Below are 16,298 nucleotides of genomic sequence, written 5' to 3' on the forward strand. Positions count from 1 at the left end.
GGTGTCTTGCTTAAGGTTCAGGGCGTGAGTGTAACCCGCGCGGGAGGCGCGTGAACCTGGCCGGATGGCCAGCGCATGCGCGCGTCATCCCGTCAGGCGGTGCGCGCTCATTCGTCGACGAGCGCCTGCAGGTCCACGGTGCGGGCGTTCGCGGCACTGCGTCGCATGGCGAGCCAGATCATGCCGGACACGAACACGCCGAATACGACGATGATCCATTGCACCGGCATTTTCGCCGTGAGCAGCAGCGCATAGGCGCCGAGCATCATCAGCACGGCGAGGTTCTGGTTGAAATTCTGCACGGCGATCGAGTGGCCCGCCGACAGCAGCGTCGCGCCGCGATGCTGGAGCAGGGCGTTCATCGGCACGATGAAAAAGCCCGCGAGCGCGCCGAGCGCGATCATCAGCGGATACGCGAACAGCAGATAAAAGGGCAGCACGAAGGTGCCGAAGCGCAGGCCTTCGCCGGCCGGAAACAGATTCTTGCTGTAGAACGCCATCGCCATGGCCACGACGCCGCAGAGCACGCCCACGGGCAGCACGCGCAGCGACGCGCGCAACGACACCCAGGCCGCCGCCGCGCCCGCGCCGAGCGCGATCCCGAGGCCCGTCACGCCCTGCATCACGGCGGCCTTCGAGAGCGTGAGGCCGAGGTTCGCGTCGGCCCATTTGAGCACCAGCAGTTGCAGCGTGACGGCCGCGCCCCACATCAGGGTCGTGACCCACAGCGCGATCTGCGCGAGCTTGTCGGCCCAGAGCACGTTGAAGCAGTGCACGAAGTCGCCCACCAGCCGCGCCGGTTCCTTGAGGCGGTTCTCGTAGCGCGCGCCCGTATCGGGAATGCCGACGTTGATGAGCGCCGCGATCGCATAAGTGATCATGACTGCGAGCATCGCGAGATCGGCGGCCGAGTGGATCAGCGGCATCGGATGGTGCTGGACGAAACGCTGCGCGTAGGTCGACACTAGCGCGCCGCCGAGCATGGTGCCGACGATGGTCGAGAGCACGGTCGCCGATTCGAGCCACGCGTTGGCCGCGACGAGTTTCTCGGCGGGCAGCAATTCAGTGAGGATTCCGTACTTTGCGGGCGAGTAGGCCGCCGCGCCGAAACCGACCACGCCGTACGCGATCATCGGGTGCACGCCCGCGATCATCAGCATGCAGCCGGCGGCCTTGAGCGCGTTCGAGACGAACATCACGTGGCGCTTTTGCAGCGCGTCGGCGAACGCGCCAACGAAGGGCGCGAGCAGCACGTACGAGACCGTGAAGAATATCTGGAGGAGCGGCGTGACCCAGGCCGGCGACGAAATCACCGTGAGCAACGCGATTGCCGCGATCAGCAGTGCGTTGTCGGCGAGCGACGAAACGAACTGCGCGGCGATGATCGTGAAGAAGCCTTTTTTCATCGCGGGTTGGAGCGGTTGAACGGCGGCTCGATGGCCCAGGCGACCACGGCGCGGGAAACGCAATGGAAAGAAACCGGGACGCAACAGGAGCGAACCCGGCGCGCCAAAACCTCGGATTCACGACGAAAAAAGCGGCCGAAGCCGCTTGATGTGGCGGGTGGGCGTCGTGCGGCGCGTGTTCGCGCTGCCGTGTCGCCGCTTTCCCCGCGGGTTGTGTCGCCGTGATCCTGCTTTTTCCAGTTTGCCCGATTGTGACACGGGCCGCTGCGCGCCGCAGTGTTCCTCGCAATCGCCTGACGGCTTCATGCGAGGCGGCGGCAGCGCGGATACGGCGTCAGCGCGCTCAGGCTTCCTTCTTGATGCGCGTGTACTTCGAGAGGATCGGCACCATTTGCGCGTAGATCTTCGGGTTGCCCGCGACGATTTCGCCGACGTGCAGGAAGTCCGAGTCGCCCGTGTAGTTGCCGATCAGGCCGCCGGCTTCCGTCACGAGCAGCGCGCCCGCAGCGACGTCCCACGGATTGAGGCCCTGTTCGAAGAAGCCGTCCATGCGGCCCGCGGCGACGTTCGCCAGATCGAGCGCGGCGGCGCCCGGGCGGCGCAGGCCGGCGCAGGCGTTGGTCATCGCGGCGAACAGATCGCAGTAGCTGTCGAGGCCGTCCTTTTCGCGGAACGGGAAGCCCGTGCCGATCAGGCCGTCGGCGAGACGGTCGCGGCGGCCGACGCGGATACGGCGGTCGTTCAGGAACGCGCCGCGGCCGCGCGAAGCGGTGAAGAGGTCGTTGCGCGTCGGGTCATAGACCACGGCCTGCGTGACGATGCCCTTGTGTGCGAGCGCGATCGAGACGCAGTAGTACTGGAAACCGTGGATGAAGTTCGTGGTGCCGTCGAGCGGATCGATGATCCACTGGTATTCCGACTCGTGGGCCGATTCGCCCGATTCTTCGGCGAGGATCGCGTGGTCGGGGTAGGCGGTGGAGAGCGTTTCGATGATGGCGGCTTCGGCCGCCTTGTCGACTTCCGTGACGAAATCGTTGTGCTGCTTCTTCGCGACCTGCACGAGGTCGAGATCGAGCGACGCGCGGTTGATGATCTGTCCGGCGCGGCGCGCGGCCTTGACAGCGATGTTGAGCATGGGATGCATGAGCCTGGATCCTTGTTGTCCGGCGCGCGCATCGGCACGCGCACCGGTGGTGCGAAAGATAAAGCGTCTAACGATTGGACAGGGCGCGGGCCGAGCGGCCGCGGAACCTGTCCCGCCAACGGAGACGAATTGAATAAGAACGGGGCGCGGCGGTCTTGCGGACCCGGTTTTACGGCCACACGACTGACCGGAAAACGCGCGCGAATCTGGCATTTTACCCGATTTCCGGTCCGCTTCGGGGAGACTTCGGATGGGCGCGGCGCGGGCGGTGGTGCAATGGCTCAGGGGCTCGCGCGGCCGTCGTCGCTGCGTCGTCGCTGCGTCGTCCCCGCGCCGTCCCCAATAGGCCGGGCGCGCGAGCCGCGCTAACATACACGCTTCACTGACCACGCCGTACGAGATTCATCTTGGAGCACCCCGATTCACATGCCGCCGAAGCGGCTCACGAGCCGCTGCGCGGCGGTTTCACGTCCACGCGCTTCGTGCTGGTCGAGCCCAGCCATCCGGGCAACGTCGGCGCCGCGGCGCGCGCGCTGAAGACAATGGGCTTCTCGCGGCTCGTGCTGGTCGCGCCGCGCGTACCACAGGTGCACTGCGATCCCGAGGCCGTCGCCATGGCAAGCGGCGCCGACGACGTGCTGGCCGCCGCCCACATCGTGCCGACGCTCGCCGACGCGCTCGTCGGCTCCTCCTGGTCGCTCGCGCTGACCGCGCGCACCCGCGAATACGGACCCCCGCCGGCCGCGCCGCGTCTCGCGGTGCAGGATGCCTGCCGCCAGGTCGCGCACGGCGACATCGCGCTGGTGTTCGGCAACGAGCGCACCGGCCTGTCGAATGAAGACGTCGAGCGCTGCACCGCGCTCGCGCACATTCCGGCCAATCCGGCCTATAGCTCGCTCAATCTCGCGCAGGCCGTGCAGGTGCTGGCCTACGAACTGCGGCTCGCGTATCTGTCCGCGGAGACGCCGGGCGTCGCGCTGCCGACCGCCGGCGCGCAGGAAACGGCGACGCCGCTTGCCACCAGCGACGATATCGAGCGCATGTACGTGCATCTGGAAAACGCGCTGATCGCGCTCGATTTTCTCGATCCCGCCAATCCGAAGAAACTGATGTCGCGCTTGCGGCGTCTGTTTGCGCGTTCGGGGCTCGAGCGTGAGGAAGTCAACATCGTGCGCGGCATCGCCAAGCACATTCTCCTGAAGAGCAAGGACGGCGCGAAGTAGGCGTCTGCGGCGGGTTTCGGCGCGCTGGCGGGTCCAACCTTGATGGCCGCGTGGACTTCCGGGGCCGCGCGCGCCTTTCGCCTACAATCGACTGCACATCACAAGCAAATCAGCGTGGCTGCTAAGGGATTCGACTTTCCCTAAAACCACGCACGAGCCGCGCGCGCCACGCAGCGACGTCGCACTGATGACGCGCGGCCGGTTCCCCTGTTCCTCACGTTCGAAGCGTGTGAAAGCCATGTTCAAGAGACTTCGCGAAGATATCGCCACGATCCGCGAGCGCGATCCCGCCGCTCGCAGCGCCTGGGAAGTCCTCACCTGTTACCCGGGTCTGCACGCGCTCGTGCTGCATCGCTTCGCGCATGCCTGCTGGCGCGCGAAACGCCGCTGGCTCGCGCGTTATGTCTCGCAACTCGCGCGCTTTCTTACCGGCATCGAAATTCATCCGGGCGCGACCATCGGCCGACGCGTATTCATCGATCATGGCATGGGCGTCGTGATCGGCGAAACGGCGGAAGTCGGCGACGACTGCACGATCTATCAGGGCGTGACGCTCGGCGGCACCTCGCTCACGCGCGGCGCGAAGCGCCATCCGACGCTCGGCGCGGGCGTGATCGTGGGGGCGGGCGCGAAAGTGCTCGGCGGATTCACGGTCGGCGCGCAGGCCAAGATCGGCTCGAACGCCGTGGTCGTGAAGCCGGTGCCCGAAGGCGCGACGGCGGTGGGCAATCCGGCGCGTATCGTTGTACCGGCGGTTGTGCCCGCGGTTGCGCCGGCAGTCGGGTCCGCGGCCGCGCACGAGAAGGCGTCGCCGCAGCCGTCGAAGGCCGCCGCGCGCGAGGGCTTTTGCGCGTACGGCATTTCGCCGAACGCCGACGATCCGGTGTCGCTGGCTATTCACGGTTTGATCGATCACGCGGCGACGCAAACGCAGCGCGTCGATTCGATCGTCGTCGCGCTCGAACGTCTGGGCGCGCGCCTCGAAGCGCTGCATGGCGCCGATGCCGCGCTTGCCGAATTGCGTCGTCTTTCGGCGGGTTTCGAGGGCGGCGCTGCGCCTCGCGAAGCGGAGCAGGCGCGGTCGCGCGACGAGTCGACCGCGCGCGTTTGAGCGTTTCCGATCGACGCCATCATCGCTCGCGTCACCAAATAAAACAGCCGCTTGAAGCGGCTGTTTTCGTATCCGGTGCGATCTCTCGCGCCTCGCGCCCTCAATCGAGCGGCAACATCCTGAACCCTTCCGCGTCCACGCGCAGAAAACCGCCACGCGGTTTGCCGTGATCGAGATCCCAGTCGGGCAGCACCCAGCGTGTGCCGCCGGGTTCCTGATGGCGCGCGGGCCGATGCGTATGACCGTGAATCATCGTGTTCGTGCGCGCGCGCTTGAACAGCGCCGCGACGCCTTTCGCCGTCACGTCGTATTTCGGCAGCGACGGCCCGTCGCGCCGTTCCTCGCTCGCGCGTCGCGCGCGTTCCGCGAGCGCGATGCGCCAACGATACGGCCACGCGAGAAACAGCAGTTGCGGCAGCCGGTTGCGCGCGAATTTACGGAAAAACTGATAGCCACGATCGTCGGTGCACAGGGCGTCGCCGTGCGCGAGCGCGATGCGCGTGCCGAACGCGGTGATCGCGATGGGGTCGGGCAGCCAGATTGCGCCCGCCGCTTTCATGAAGCGTTTGCCCATCAGGAAATCGCGATTGCCGTGCATGATGTACAGCGCGATGCCGCGCTCGGAGAGCGTGTGCATCAACGCGGCCATGCGCGCGAAAAACGGATTGGCGAGCATGTCGTCGCCGATCCAGTATTCGAAGAGGTCGCCGAGTATGAACACCGAGTCGGCCTGATCGGCCGTCACATGGATGAAGTGTTCGAACGCGGCGACCGTGTGCGGAATCGCTTCATTCAGATGCAGGTCCGAGATGAAGAGAAACGGGCGCGCCGCGTGAGGGCGCTTGCCCTCGCCGGGCACGCCCGCGGCGGCGTGTCTGAGTGCCTTGTCCTGCAGCATCGATGAAGCGAGCGCCCTGTTGCGTTATTCGACGACGACAGCCTTCTCGATCACGACGTCGTCGACCGGCACGTCCTGATGGAAGCCCTTCGAGCCCGTCTTGACCGACTTGATCTTCTCGACCACGTCGAGGCCGTCGACGACCTTGCCGAACACGGCGTAGCCCCAGCCTTGCGGCGTCGGCGACGAGTGGTTCAGGAAGTCGTTGTCGGCCACGTTGATGAAGAACTGCGCCGACGCCGAGTGCGGGTCGTTGGTGCGCGCCATCGCGATCGAGCCGCGCACGTTCTTCAGGCCGTTGTTGGCTTCGTTTTCGATCGGCGCTTCGGTCGGCTTCTGCTTCATGCCGGCTTCGAAACCGCCGCCCTGGATCATGAAGCCGTCGATGACGCGGTGGAACACCGTGCCGTTGTAGTGGCCGCTGTTCACGTAGTTGAGGAAGTTAGCGACCGTCTTCGGCGCCTTTTCGGCGTTCAGTTCGAGCTTGATGACGCCGTGGTTCGTATGCAGTTCGACCATGATGGAATCCTTTGCCAGTGGGTGCCTGAGTGTCTGAGGCGGGGGTGAGAGGGCGGTGCGGTTTCGGCACGAGGCGGGGCGTTTGCCTTCGCGTGTGCCGGCGCCGCGCCGCGCGACGAATGGTGGGGTGTGCGGTGCTTGCTGCCTGCTCGCTGCTGGCGCGCTTACTTGCCGATCACGGTGGCCGACTGGATCACGACGTTCGTTTGCGGCACGTCGGACATCGGGCCGCGCGAGGTCGTCGGCGTGGCTTCGATCTTCTTCACGACGTCGAGACCCTGCGTGACCTTGCCGAACACGGCATAGCCGTTGCCGTCCGGATTCGGATAGTCGAGGTTGGCGTTGTCCACGGTGTTGATGAAGAACTGCGCCGTCGCCGAATTCGGGTCGCTCGTGCGCGCCATCGCGAGCATGCCGGTGGTGTTCTTCAGGCCGTTCTTGCTTTCGAGCGGAATGGGCGCGCGCGTGGGCTTCTCGACGAAGCTCGTGGTGTAGCCGCCGCCCTGGATCATGAAGCCGCGGATCACGCGATGGAAGATCGTGCCGTTGTACTGGCCGGACTTCACGTACTGGAGGAAGTTGTCGACGGTCTTGGGCGCCTTCTCGGGATAGAGTTCGACGCGAATGTCGCCATCACTGGTCTTGAAGAGCACCTGCGGATGCGCGGCTTGCGGGCCGTTCTGCGCAAAGGCGGGTGCGTTCGCGATCAGGGCGGCGCTACCGAGCGCCAACATCAACCATTTCATGAGTATCCTCGGAAGTGCGGGGAAAAACGTGTCGCAGTCACGCCGCGCGCGGCGTGCTGCGGCTTAGTTCGATGGCGCCACGAAGGGCGGCATCGCGAGCGACCCGGTCGGGCCGCCGAACTGGATCACCGGATTGTCGAGCATCGGCCCCACGCGTTTGGTCGTGCTTGCGTCCGATGCCGCCGATTCGCCGCGCGCCTTCTTCGACGCCGCCGGCGGATTGACGATCTTCTCGATGTCGGTGAGACGCTGCTGCGTGGGTCCGCTCGTGTGGCCGAGCGCGGTGGCGCGGCGGTACGACGCGTCGGCCAGACGCAGGTACAGGTCGCCGAGATTTTCCCACGCGAGCGTGTACGACGGGTTCGCCTTCGTGGCCGTTTCCAGCGCGATGCGGGCTTCGTCGTAACGGCCGTGCTTCGCGTAGAGCGCCGCGAGATTGTTATAGGGCTCGGGCAGTTCCGGGTAGCTCTGCGTGAGTTCGGTGAAGGCTTCGATCGCGTCGTCGTCGCGGCCGAGACGCGCGAGGATGGTCGCGCGCTTGAACTTCGCCTGCACGTCGCGCGGGTTCGTCTTGATGCGCGCGTCGAGTTCGTTCAGCGCCGAAGCCCAGTTGTGCTGGGCGATGGCGGAGTCCGCGCCGGGCGTGCCGTCGGCCGTGGCGGGCGGTGCCGCATGCGCAGCGGACAGGCCGCCGAGAACGAAACCGACGCTCGCGAGAGCCGCCGCCGCAAAGGTCGCAGCGCGTGTCGCGCGGCCGCTGGAAGATTTCATAGGGTGAGGTCGCGGTGTTATACTCCGAGCCATTCTAACAAAAGGTCTGTGCGTTTTCGTCGCGTGAAATCGCAGCGCCCGGTTCGGTGCCAGTTCCGGCTGGTTACGGGAAGTTCCGGAACGGTTGCGCGCCAGCTTCGCGAGCGACATTGCAAACTTCGCGCAAACGTCATGCAGGCGTCGTCGCCCCGCAAGATTGCGCGCGATGCTGTGCTGAACGCCAGGCTTTCTTTCGCCACTCGTGGTCGTCTCCGCCCTGATGACTGATTGAGCGCGACTGTACGCAGCCTCCAGGAGCGCGGTGCTTCGCACGCACCCGCTGGCTGCTGTCGGCGCCGCCGCGGATTTCTTTCGACCCACGTATCCATCGTCTTTATGGAATCACTGCGCATCTACAACACGCTCGCGCGTGACAAGCAAAATTTCGTGCCACTCGAGCCCGGCGTCGTACGCATGTACGTCTGCGGCATGACGGTGTACGACTATTGTCACGTTGGCCACGCGCGTGTGATGGTGGTGTTCGACGTCGTGCAGCGCTGGCTGCGCACGCTCGGTTACAACGTGACCTATGTGCGCAACATCACCGACATCGACGACAAGATCATTCGCCGTGCGGTGGAAAACGGCGAAACCATCAAGCAGCTCACCGACCGTTTCATCGACGCGCTGCACGAAGACGCGGACGCGCTCGGCGTCGCGCGTCCCGATCACGAGCCGCGCGCGACCCAGTACATTCCGCAGATGCTCGACATGATCGGCATGCTGGAAAAGAACGGCTACGCGTATCAAGGTTCGGACGGTGACGTGAACTACGCGGTGCGCAAGTTCGCGCATTACGGCGCGCTCTCGGGCAAGTCCATCGAGGACCTGCGCGCGGGCGAGCGTGTGGCGGCGAACGATGCCAAGCAGGATCCGCTTGACTTCGTGCTGTGGAAACAGGCAAAACCGGAAGAGCCGGCGGACACGAGCTGGGACTCGAAATACGGTCGTGGCCGCCCGGGCTGGCACATCGAATGTTCGGCGATGGGCTGCACGCTGCTGGGCGATCATTTCGACATTCATGGCGGCGGGCAGGATCTGCAGTTTCCGCACCACGAAAACGAGATCGCGCAAAGCGAAGGCGCGACGGGCGAGAAGTTCGTCAATTACTGGATGCACAATGGCTTCGTGCAGATCGACAACGAGAAGATGTCGAAGTCGCTCGGCAACTTCTTCACGATCCGCGAAGTGCTGGCGAAGTACGACGCCGAAGTAGTGCGCTTTTTCATGGCGCGCGCGCATTACCGCTCGCCGCTGAATTACAGCGACGTGCATCTCGACGACGCACGCAACGCGCTCACGCGCCTGTATACGGCGCTCAAGGATGTGACGCCGGATGCCGGCGAGCTCGACTGGAACGAAGCGTACGCGCAGCGTTTCCGTACCGCGATGAACGACGATTTCAATACGCCGGTCGCCATCGCGGTGCTGTTCGAACTCGCAAGCGAAGTGAACCGCACGCGCGACACGGTGCTGGCGCGTCAGCTGCAGCGTCTGGGCCGCGTGCTCGGCGTGCTCGTGCGCGAACCGCGCGCGTTCCTGCAGCAGGCCGCGGGTGCGCAGGACGCGGGCGCGCTCGACGTGGCCGCGATCGAAGCGAAGATTGCCGCACGCGTCGCCGCGAAGCAGGCGAAACAGTATGCGGAGGCGGACCGGATCCGGGCCGAACTGCTCGATGCCGGTGTCGCGCTCGAAGACAAACCGGGCGGATTGACCGAGTGGCGCCGCGTATGAGCGGGCTGTCCAGTTTCCACTGATCGATTCGCGAGGCAGGAGGCAGGATGGCAACGGCCACGAAGACGCAGGCCAGGCGGTCTGCGTCGCTCACTGGCGCGGCAGGCGAGGCGGCGAAACGCGCCGCGCGCGGCGCTCAGAAACAGCAGGAAGCCGACGTCGCGAAGACGGACGGCGTCAAGAAGCGCGCGCTCAACGGCACGGCGCCGGAAGGCGCGGGCAAGACGCGCGCGAAGGCCAATGGCGCCGTCGACGGTGTCGGCGCGATGCCGGCCGCGTCGCCTGAAGGCGCGCATGGCGACGCTGCGGATGCAGCGGCGGCGCCCGCGCGCGGCATCGAGTCCGAGGTGGTGCGCCCCGACTATTGGGACAAGGCCTGCGCGGACCTCGTCAAGCGCGACCGCATCCTCAAGAAGCTCATTCCGAAGTTCGGCCCCGTGCATCTGATGAGCAGTGACGATCCGTTCGTCACGCTCGCGCGCTCGGTGGTCGGCCAGCAGATTTCGACGGCCGCGGCGCAGGCGTTGTGGCAGAAGGTCGAGGCCGCGTGTCCGAAGCTCGTCCCGCAGCAGTTCATCAAGCTCGGCCACGAAAAGCTCGCGGCCTGCGGGCTCTCGAAGCGCAAGACAGAGTACATCCTCGATCTCGCGCAGCATTTCGTGTCCGGCGCGCTGCACGTGGGCAAATGGACCACGATGGACGACGAGGACGTGATCGCCGAACTCACGGCTATCCGCGGCATTGGCCGCTGGACCGCCGAGATGTTCCTGATCTTCAATCTCGCGCGCCCGAACGTGCTGCCGCTCGACGACCTCGGCCTGATTCAGGCGATCAGCGTCAATTACTTCAGCGGCGAGCCCGTTACGCGTAGCGAAGCGCGTGAAGTGGCCGCGAACTGGGAGCCGTGGCGTACCGTCGCAACCTGGTATATGTGGCGCAGTCTCGAGCCTTCGTAAGCCCGGGACGATCGGGCGGAGCGCCGCGCGCGGGGTGCGTGGCAGTTCCGTCCCCGATTGATTTGTCCTGGTTCCTTCAGAATTTTCCTATCGTTATCTCAATTCGATAGTTCTGCGCCGATTTCGACACGGGCCGGCGCGGTTAGAATACGCGCTGCCGCAAAGTGCAAGGATTCCAACACATGAAAACCACGTTTCTGGATTTCGAGCAGCCGATCGCTGAACTCGAAGCGAAGATCGAAGAACTGCGCTTCGTTCAGGACGACTCGGCTGTCGATATTTCGGAAGAGATCGACCGGCTGTCGAAGAAGAGCCAGCAACTCACGAAGGACCTCTACGCGAACCTGAGTCCGTGGCAGGTTTCGCAGATCGCGCGTCATCCGCAGCGTCCGTACACGCTCGACTACGTGCATGAGCTGTTCACCGATTTCCACGAACTGCATGGCGACCGTTCGTTCGCGGACGATCTCTCGGTGGTCGGCGGCCTCGCGCGCTTCAACGGCCAGGCCTGCATGATCATCGGTCACCAGAAAGGCCGCGACACGAAGGAGCGCGCTGCGCGCAACTTCGGCATGCCGCGTCCGGAAGGCTATCGCAAGGCCGAGCGCCTGATGCGTCTGGCCGAGAAGTTCGGCCTGCCCATCTTCACGTTCGTCGACACGCCGGGCGCGTACCCGGGCATCGGCGCGGAAGAGCGCGGCCAGTCGGAAGCCATCGGCCACAATCTGTACGTGATGGCCGAGCTCAAGACGCCGATCATCACGACGATCATCGGCGAAGGCGGTTCGGGCGGTGCGCTCGCGATCGCAGTCGCCGACACGGTCATGATGCTGCAGTTCTCGACGTACTCGGTGATCTCGCCGGAAGGCTGCGCGTCGATCCTGTGGAAGAGCGCCGCCAAGGCGCCCGAAGCGGCTGAAGCGCTGGGCCTCACGGCGCACCGCCTGAAGGCGCTCGGTCTGATCGACAAGATCGTGAACGAGCCGCTCGGCGGCGCGCATCGCGATCCGAAGGGCATGGCCGCGCTGCTGCGCCGTGCGCTGTCCGACTCGCTGCGCCAGTTCCAGGGCATGAGCATCGCCGAGCTGAAGGACCGCCGTTTCGAGCGCCTGATGGCCTACGGCAAGTTCAAGGAAACGACGCCGGGCGCGTAAGCGCACGCCGTCATCAACGTCCGGCGCTCGCGCGCCGTCACGCCTTGACCGACCATCCCGCATCCGACGCCGGGCGCATCGTTCTCGATGCGCTCGGCGTTGTGCTTTCCACGCTCCCCGACGACGCGCGTATCGCGATTGCGTACAGCGGCGGGCTCGACTCGTCCGTGCTGCTCGATGCGGCGGTGCGCGCGGTCGGGCCGGCGCGTCTCGTGGCGCTGCATGTCCACCACGGCCTGAGTCCGAATGCCGATCACTGGCTCGCGCACGGCGAGGCGACGGCGCGCGCGTATGGCGTGGCGTTCGAGGCGCGCCGCGTGGAGGTGGCGCACGACGATCCGTCCGGTGTGGAAGCGGCCGCGCGCGAGGCGCGTTATCGTGCGCTGGACGCGATGTGCGCCGCGCACGGCGCGCAGTCGCTCTGGCTCGCCCAGCACGCCGACGATCAGGCCGAAACCGTTTTGCTGCAATTGCTGCGCGGTGCCGGGCTGGCGGGCCTCGCCGCGATGGCGCCCGAGCGCGCCGTGTCGGGCGCGGTGCCGCGCGTGCGGCCGCTGCTGCATTTGTTGCGCGCGCAACTTGAGCGCTACGCGCACGCCTGCGATCTGCGCTGGATCGAGGACGAATCAAACGAAGACACGCGTTACGCGCGCAACGCGCTGCGTCACGACGTAACGCCCGCGCTCTCGGCGCATTTCCCCGGCTTTCGCGAGGCGCTCGCGCGCACGGCGGCACATGCGGCGTCGGCGCAGCGTCTACTCGACGACCTCGCGCGCATCGATCTGCGCGACGCCTCGCAGGCGGACGGCGACGCGCTGTCGCACGCAGCGCTCGTCGCGCTCGACGACGCGCGCGCGCTCAACCTGCTGCGCTACTGGATGCGCACGCGCGGCATGCCCGCGGCGTCGACAGCGCGTATTGCCGATGCCTTGCGTCAGCTGCGCGAGGTCGCGCTCAAGGGCGAAGGTGGCGATCACGCGTTGCGCGTCGATCATGCGGGCTTCACGTTGCGCTGTTATCGCGGACTCGTCAGTTGGGGCGATGCGCGCGGCGCGATCTCATCAATTGGCTCATCACGCAACGCATCAGACAGCGAGGAATCGATGGACGACGGTAATGTACGCGCACCCGTGCAACTGGACTGGCGCGGCGAGGAAGTGTGGCGTTTGCCGACGTGGCGCGGCAGTTTCGTATTCGCGCCCGCCCACGCCGACGATCCCGACGCCGTCCCCGAAACCGTGCTTCAGCGCACGCCGCTGATTGCGCGTGCGCGTTCCGGTGGCGAGCGTCTGCGCGACGAAGCGGCCAACGTGAGCCGCACGCTCAAGAATCTTTTTCAATCGCACGGCGTGCCCGCCTGGGAGCGCGACGTGCCGCTGCTTTACGCGGGTGAGACGCTGTTGTTCGTGCCCCGCATCGGCGTGAATCGCTCGGCGTTCGGCGCAAGCGAAGGCGGTGAGGGCGATGCTGCGGCGGTAGGCCAGCGTTGGCGTCGCATCGAATGGCGCGAGGATCTGACGATCGCGTGATCAGGTGTAACGCGTCGTGCGTGACGCGCCCGCGCGTCGCGGTCAAATTTGCCGTTTCGCCGGAGTTCGTGCGCGAGTCCCTGGACCGAACGCCGCAAATCCTTGCCGCACAAGCCTTTTTTGCCTCCCGCAGACCATTTTCGTCTTGTAATTTTGACCTCGATCGGGTAGGGTAACTCGTTTGTCCAGCCCGCTTTTTCGCGTTCACGGACGCCGTCAAAAGCGGCGCTCGCCGTGAAGGCGCGATTTTTCCTTCGAGCGGTTTCCATCCGACGGTTGCAAGGACGTCGTAGCGGTATGCGGGCGGAGCGCGCGGGTCAGCACGGCCACGCGGTTCCGAGGGCAAACTCCGCGTGTGCTGCACGCGCCGGAGCGCCGCCGCGGCCTCTATCCCGGGACACCCCCGGGCTTCCCCCGGCGGTGCCGAATCCCGGCGCGCCAGCGCGGTAACATCTCCAGTTCAGAACGACAATGGCACTCATCGTACACAAATACGGCGGCACCTCGATGGGCTCGGTCGAGCGCATCAAGAACGTCGCCAAGCGCGTCGCCAAATGGCACAAGGCTGGCCACAAGATGGTCGTGGTGCCCTCGGCGATGTCCGGCGAAACCAATCGTCTGCTCGGTCTCGCGAAAGAAATTTCGCCGCAGCCGAATCCGCGCGAGCTCGACATGATTGCGTCGACCGGCGAACAGGTGAGCGTCGGTCTGCTCTCGATCGCGCTGCAGGAAGCGGGCGTGGACGCCATCAGCTACACGGGCTGGCAAGTGCCGGTCAAAACGGATAGCGCCTTCACGAAGGCGCGTATCAACGACATCGACGGCGAACGCGTGCTGGCCGATCTCGACGCCGGCAAGGTGGTCGTGATCACGGGCTTCCAGGGCATCGATCCGGAAGGCCACATCACCACGCTCGGCCGCGGCGGTTCGGACACCTCGGCTGTGGCGGTCGCCGCCGCGCTGAAGGCAGACGAATGCCTCATCTACACGGACGTGGACGGCGTCTACACGACGGACCCGCGCGTGGTCGACGACGCGCGCCGCCTCGACCGCATCACGTTCGAAGAGATGCTGGAAATGGCCAGCCTCGGCTCGAAGGTGCTGCAGATCCGCTCGGTGGAATTCGCGGGTAAGTATCAGGTGAAGACGCGTGTGCTCTCCAGCCTGACCGACCCGATGATGAACCTCGACGAGGAAATGAAGTCGGGCACCCTGATTACCTTTGAAGAAGACGAGACCATGGAAAAAGCAGTCATCTCGGGTATCGCGTTCCAGCGCGACGAGGCCCGCATCATCGTGATGGGCGTGCCCGACAAGCCGGGCATCGCGTATCAGATTCTCGGCCCGGTCGCCGACGCGAACATCGACGTCGACATGATCATCCAGAACCAGAGCGTGGACGGCAAAACCGACTTCACGTTCACGGTGCCGCGCGGCGACTATCAGCGCGCCATCGACGTCCTCAACAACCAGGTGAAGGGCCACGTGAGCGCGGAGCAGGTGCTGGGCGACGCGAAGGTCTCGAAGGTTTCCGTGGTTGGCGTGGGCATGCGTTCGCACGTTGGCGTCGCGAGCAAGATGTTCCGCACGCTGTCGGAAGAGGGCATCAACATCCAGATGATTTCGACGTCGGAAATCAAGATCTCGGTGCTGATCGACGAGAAGTACATGGAGCTGGCGGTTCGCGCGCTGCACAAGGCTTTCGAGCTCGAGCACGCGTAAATCGCGCATGGCGTGACGCGAATGTGACGGTCAGTTTGTTTTGAGATGCCACTGCAAACCTTCGCCTCCACCTCGTCTGCAGGGCAGCAGAAAAAAGTTTGCGAAAAAAGCGTCTTATGAATTGACCGAAGCGTTTTAACCCGCTATGATCTTGGCTTCGTTGCGCTGCCTCCCTGGCGCGAACGAAGTTTTCGGGAGACGTGGCCGAGAGGTCGAAGGCACTCCCCTGCTAAGGGAGCATCTGGGCCAAAACCTGGATCGAGGGTTCGAATCCCTCCGTCTCCGCCAGTAAAATGGCGGTGGAAACCCCGCAAGTCTCGGCTTGCGGGGTTTTTCTTTTTCCGCGCGGAAAATCGTCATACGCGAATTTGCGGTGTTTGCGTGATCGTATTTTTCTGAAAGACATTTCGCGGCTTCCTGCCTTTCTGCTTCCATTCTTTTTTCAATTCGATCGACGTTTCGATTCAACGGATTTTTCCCAACAATCGAGATAATCAGGATGGCGAAGTAAATGGCGCAAAAGTTTTTTCCTTGTCAGCCGTTATTGCGTTCGTGCGTTCTAGACACTGCGTGACGTCGATGCATGCGGGTGGCACGGCGATGACAGGCCGCCTGCAGGTGGAGCCGATACGCTGCGCCAGTCGGTGCTATTCTCGCGTCGCTGTTGCGTCTGTCGTGTCGGTTGCCGCGTTCGCTGTTGCTTTAAATCGTCGCTGTGTAACCAGACGTTACCCCGGTGAACGCGCCGTGCTTTTGTGCATCAGTTATTACAAAGTTGAAATACGCGGGCCGGGGAGCCTGCGCTATATTGGCTTCAACAAAACATCAACCCCAAAAGGTGAGTCCATGAAGTTCGCTCGTGTTGTTGCAATGCTGCTCGGGGGCTTGGCTATCGGTGCGTCGAGCGTGGCGATGGCTGGCGTGAGCGTCGGTGTCAACATCGGTATTCCGGCCCCGGTTTATGTCGCGCCCGCACCGGTCTATGCACCGCCTCCGCCTCCGCCGGTCGTCTATCAGCCTGCGCCGGTCTATGCCGCGCCGGCCATCGTGATCGGCTGGCACGGCGATCGTTATTGGGATGGTCGCCGCTACTGGGGCCGCGACGACTGGTATCGCCATCATGGCGGTTACGGTCCTGGTGGCCCGGGCCGTGGTCATGGCGATCGTGGCGGTCCTCCGGGACACTGGCACTAAGCCACTCAGGCGCGCGTGCGTGACACGCGCGGTGGCCTCTGGCGTTCGCGCCTGAAGATGCGCATCGCGCAGGCCAAAGAAAAAGCCGCCCTCGGGCGGCTTTTTTCATGCGGTAACGCGTGACGCTGCTAGCGTTTCGCCGTTGCGTCCTC

General features: G+C 64.9%; 14 protein-coding genes and 1 tRNA gene. 9 read left to right on the forward strand and 6 right to left on the reverse strand.

Going from position 1 to position 16,298, the window contains the following annotated elements:
• Positions 1-107 precede the first annotated feature (107 nt).
• Both lplT and SB764_RS28450 read right to left on the reverse strand, forming a co-directional pair.
• Complete coding sequence (lplT, locus tag SB764_RS28445; RefSeq protein WP_260178284.1) at positions 108-1,445, reverse strand: lysophospholipid transporter LplT; 1,338 nt, start codon at positions 1,443-1,445, stop codon at positions 108-110.
• A gap of 304 nt (positions 1,446-1,749) precedes the next feature.
• Positions 1,750-2,550 carry an inositol monophosphatase family protein gene (locus tag SB764_RS28450; RefSeq protein WP_074984457.1) on the reverse strand — a complete coding sequence of 267 codons (801 nt, stop codon included), beginning with the start codon at positions 2,548-2,550 and terminating at the stop codon, positions 1,750-1,752.
• A gap of 407 nt (positions 2,551-2,957) precedes the next feature.
• Between SB764_RS28450 and SB764_RS28455 the strand changes: the two genes are divergently transcribed.
• On the forward strand, positions 2,958-3,773 hold the full coding sequence (locus tag SB764_RS28455) for an RNA methyltransferase (protein ID WP_065060215.1): 816 nt from the start codon (positions 2,958-2,960) through the stop codon (positions 3,771-3,773).
• Positions 3,774-4,011: 238 nt separating this feature from the next.
• Complete coding sequence (cysE, locus tag SB764_RS28460; RefSeq protein ID WP_065060214.1) at positions 4,012-4,884, forward strand: serine O-acetyltransferase; 873 nt, start codon at positions 4,012-4,014, stop codon at positions 4,882-4,884.
• 100 nt (positions 4,885-4,984) lie between these two features.
• On the opposite strand, the gene SB764_RS28465 is transcribed toward cysE, so the two are convergent.
• The 4 genes from SB764_RS28465 to SB764_RS28480 all read right to left on the reverse strand — a co-directional run bounded on the left by SB764_RS28465 (position 4,985) and on the right by SB764_RS28480 (position 7,818).
• Positions 4,985-5,782 carry a UDP-2,3-diacylglucosamine diphosphatase gene (locus SB764_RS28465; RefSeq protein WP_065060213.1) on the reverse strand — a complete coding sequence of 266 codons (798 nt, stop codon included), beginning with the start codon at positions 5,780-5,782 and terminating at the stop codon, positions 4,985-4,987.
• A gap of 24 nt (positions 5,783-5,806) precedes the next feature.
• On the reverse strand, positions 5,807-6,301 hold the full coding sequence (locus tag SB764_RS28470; protein ID WP_065060212.1) for a peptidylprolyl isomerase: 495 nt from the start codon (positions 6,299-6,301) through the stop codon (positions 5,807-5,809).
• 164 nt (positions 6,302-6,465) lie between these two features.
• A complete protein-coding gene (locus tag SB764_RS28475) occupies positions 6,466-7,047 on the reverse strand; it encodes a peptidylprolyl isomerase (protein ID WP_065060211.1) in 582 nt (193 codons plus the stop codon).
• Between the two features lie 63 nt (positions 7,048-7,110).
• On the reverse strand, positions 7,111-7,818 hold the full coding sequence (locus SB764_RS28480; protein ID WP_410865799.1) for a tetratricopeptide repeat protein: 708 nt from the start codon (positions 7,816-7,818) through the stop codon (positions 7,111-7,113).
• A gap of 375 nt (positions 7,819-8,193) precedes the next feature.
• On the opposite strand from SB764_RS28480, the gene cysS reads away from it, so the two are divergent.
• From cysS to SB764_RS28515, 7 genes are all read left to right on the forward strand, one after another.
• Complete coding sequence (cysS, locus tag SB764_RS28485) at positions 8,194-9,591, forward strand: cysteine--tRNA ligase (RefSeq protein WP_065060209.1); 1,398 nt, start codon at positions 8,194-8,196, stop codon at positions 9,589-9,591.
• Positions 9,592-9,638: 47 nt separating this feature from the next.
• Entirely contained in the window at positions 9,639-10,547 is a 909-nt protein-coding gene (locus tag SB764_RS28490; protein WP_065060208.1) for a DNA-3-methyladenine glycosylase family protein, read from the forward strand.
• A 182-nt stretch (positions 10,548-10,729) separates the two neighbouring features.
• Positions 10,730-11,701: an acetyl-CoA carboxylase carboxyltransferase subunit alpha gene (locus tag SB764_RS28495; RefSeq protein ID WP_065060207.1), complete on the forward strand. Its 972-nt coding sequence runs from the start codon at positions 10,730-10,732 to the stop codon at positions 11,699-11,701.
• 44 nt (positions 11,702-11,745) lie between these two features.
• The gene (gene tilS, locus SB764_RS28500) at positions 11,746-13,230 is read left to right on the forward strand and encodes a tRNA lysidine(34) synthetase TilS (RefSeq protein WP_410865801.1); all 1,485 of its coding nucleotides are present in this window, start codon (positions 11,746-11,748) and stop codon (positions 13,228-13,230) included.
• Between the two features lie 471 nt (positions 13,231-13,701).
• Positions 13,702-14,952, forward strand: coding sequence for an aspartate kinase (locus SB764_RS28505; protein WP_065060205.1), 1,251 nt, complete (start codon positions 13,702-13,704; stop codon positions 14,950-14,952).
• A 194-nt stretch (positions 14,953-15,146) separates the two neighbouring features.
• Positions 15,147-15,240: transfer RNA gene (locus SB764_RS28510), tRNA-Ser, on the forward strand.
• Between the two features lie 558 nt (positions 15,241-15,798).
• On the forward strand, positions 15,799-16,146 hold the full coding sequence (locus tag SB764_RS28515) for a hypothetical protein (protein ID WP_074984466.1): 348 nt from the start codon (positions 15,799-15,801) through the stop codon (positions 16,144-16,146).
• Positions 16,147-16,298: the final 152 nt, after the last annotated feature.

The organism is Paraburkholderia sp. SIMBA_027 (assembly GCF_046535315.1).
Classification (GTDB): domain Bacteria; phylum Pseudomonadota; class Gammaproteobacteria; order Burkholderiales; family Burkholderiaceae; genus Paraburkholderia; species Paraburkholderia tropica.

What these genes read in the sequence shown, in the direction of transcription:
- SB764_RS28470 (WP_065060212.1), bottom strand. Translation starts at nt 6,301, where the DNA reads ATGGTCGAACTGCATACGAACCACGGCGTCATCAAGCTCGAACTGAAC.
- SB764_RS28480 (WP_410865799.1), bottom strand. Translation starts at nt 7,818, where the DNA reads ATGAAATCTTCCAGCGGCCGCGCGACACGCGCTGCGACCTTTGCGGCG.
- SB764_RS28505 (WP_065060205.1), top strand. Translation starts at nt 13,702, where the DNA reads ATGGCACTCATCGTACACAAATACGGCGGCACCTCGATGGGCTCGGTC.
- cysE (WP_065060214.1), top strand. Translation starts at nt 4,012, where the DNA reads ATGTTCAAGAGACTTCGCGAAGATATCGCCACGATCCGCGAGCGCGAT.
- SB764_RS28495 (WP_065060207.1), top strand. Translation starts at nt 10,730, where the DNA reads ATGAAAACCACGTTTCTGGATTTCGAGCAGCCGATCGCTGAACTCGAA.
- SB764_RS28515 (WP_074984466.1), top strand. Translation starts at nt 15,799, where the DNA reads ATGAAGTTCGCTCGTGTTGTTGCAATGCTGCTCGGGGGCTTGGCTATC.
- cysS (WP_065060209.1), top strand. Translation starts at nt 8,194, where the DNA reads ATGGAATCACTGCGCATCTACAACACGCTCGCGCGTGACAAGCAAAAT.
- SB764_RS28490 (WP_065060208.1), top strand. Translation starts at nt 9,639, where the DNA reads ATGGCAACGGCCACGAAGACGCAGGCCAGGCGGTCTGCGTCGCTCACT.
- SB764_RS28465 (WP_065060213.1), bottom strand. Translation starts at nt 5,782, where the DNA reads ATGCTGCAGGACAAGGCACTCAGACACGCCGCCGCGGGCGTGCCCGGC.
- SB764_RS28450 (WP_074984457.1), bottom strand. Translation starts at nt 2,550, where the DNA reads ATGCATCCCATGCTCAACATCGCTGTCAAGGCCGCGCGCCGCGCCGGA.
- SB764_RS28475 (WP_065060211.1), bottom strand. Translation starts at nt 7,047, where the DNA reads ATGAAATGGTTGATGTTGGCGCTCGGTAGCGCCGCCCTGATCGCGAAC.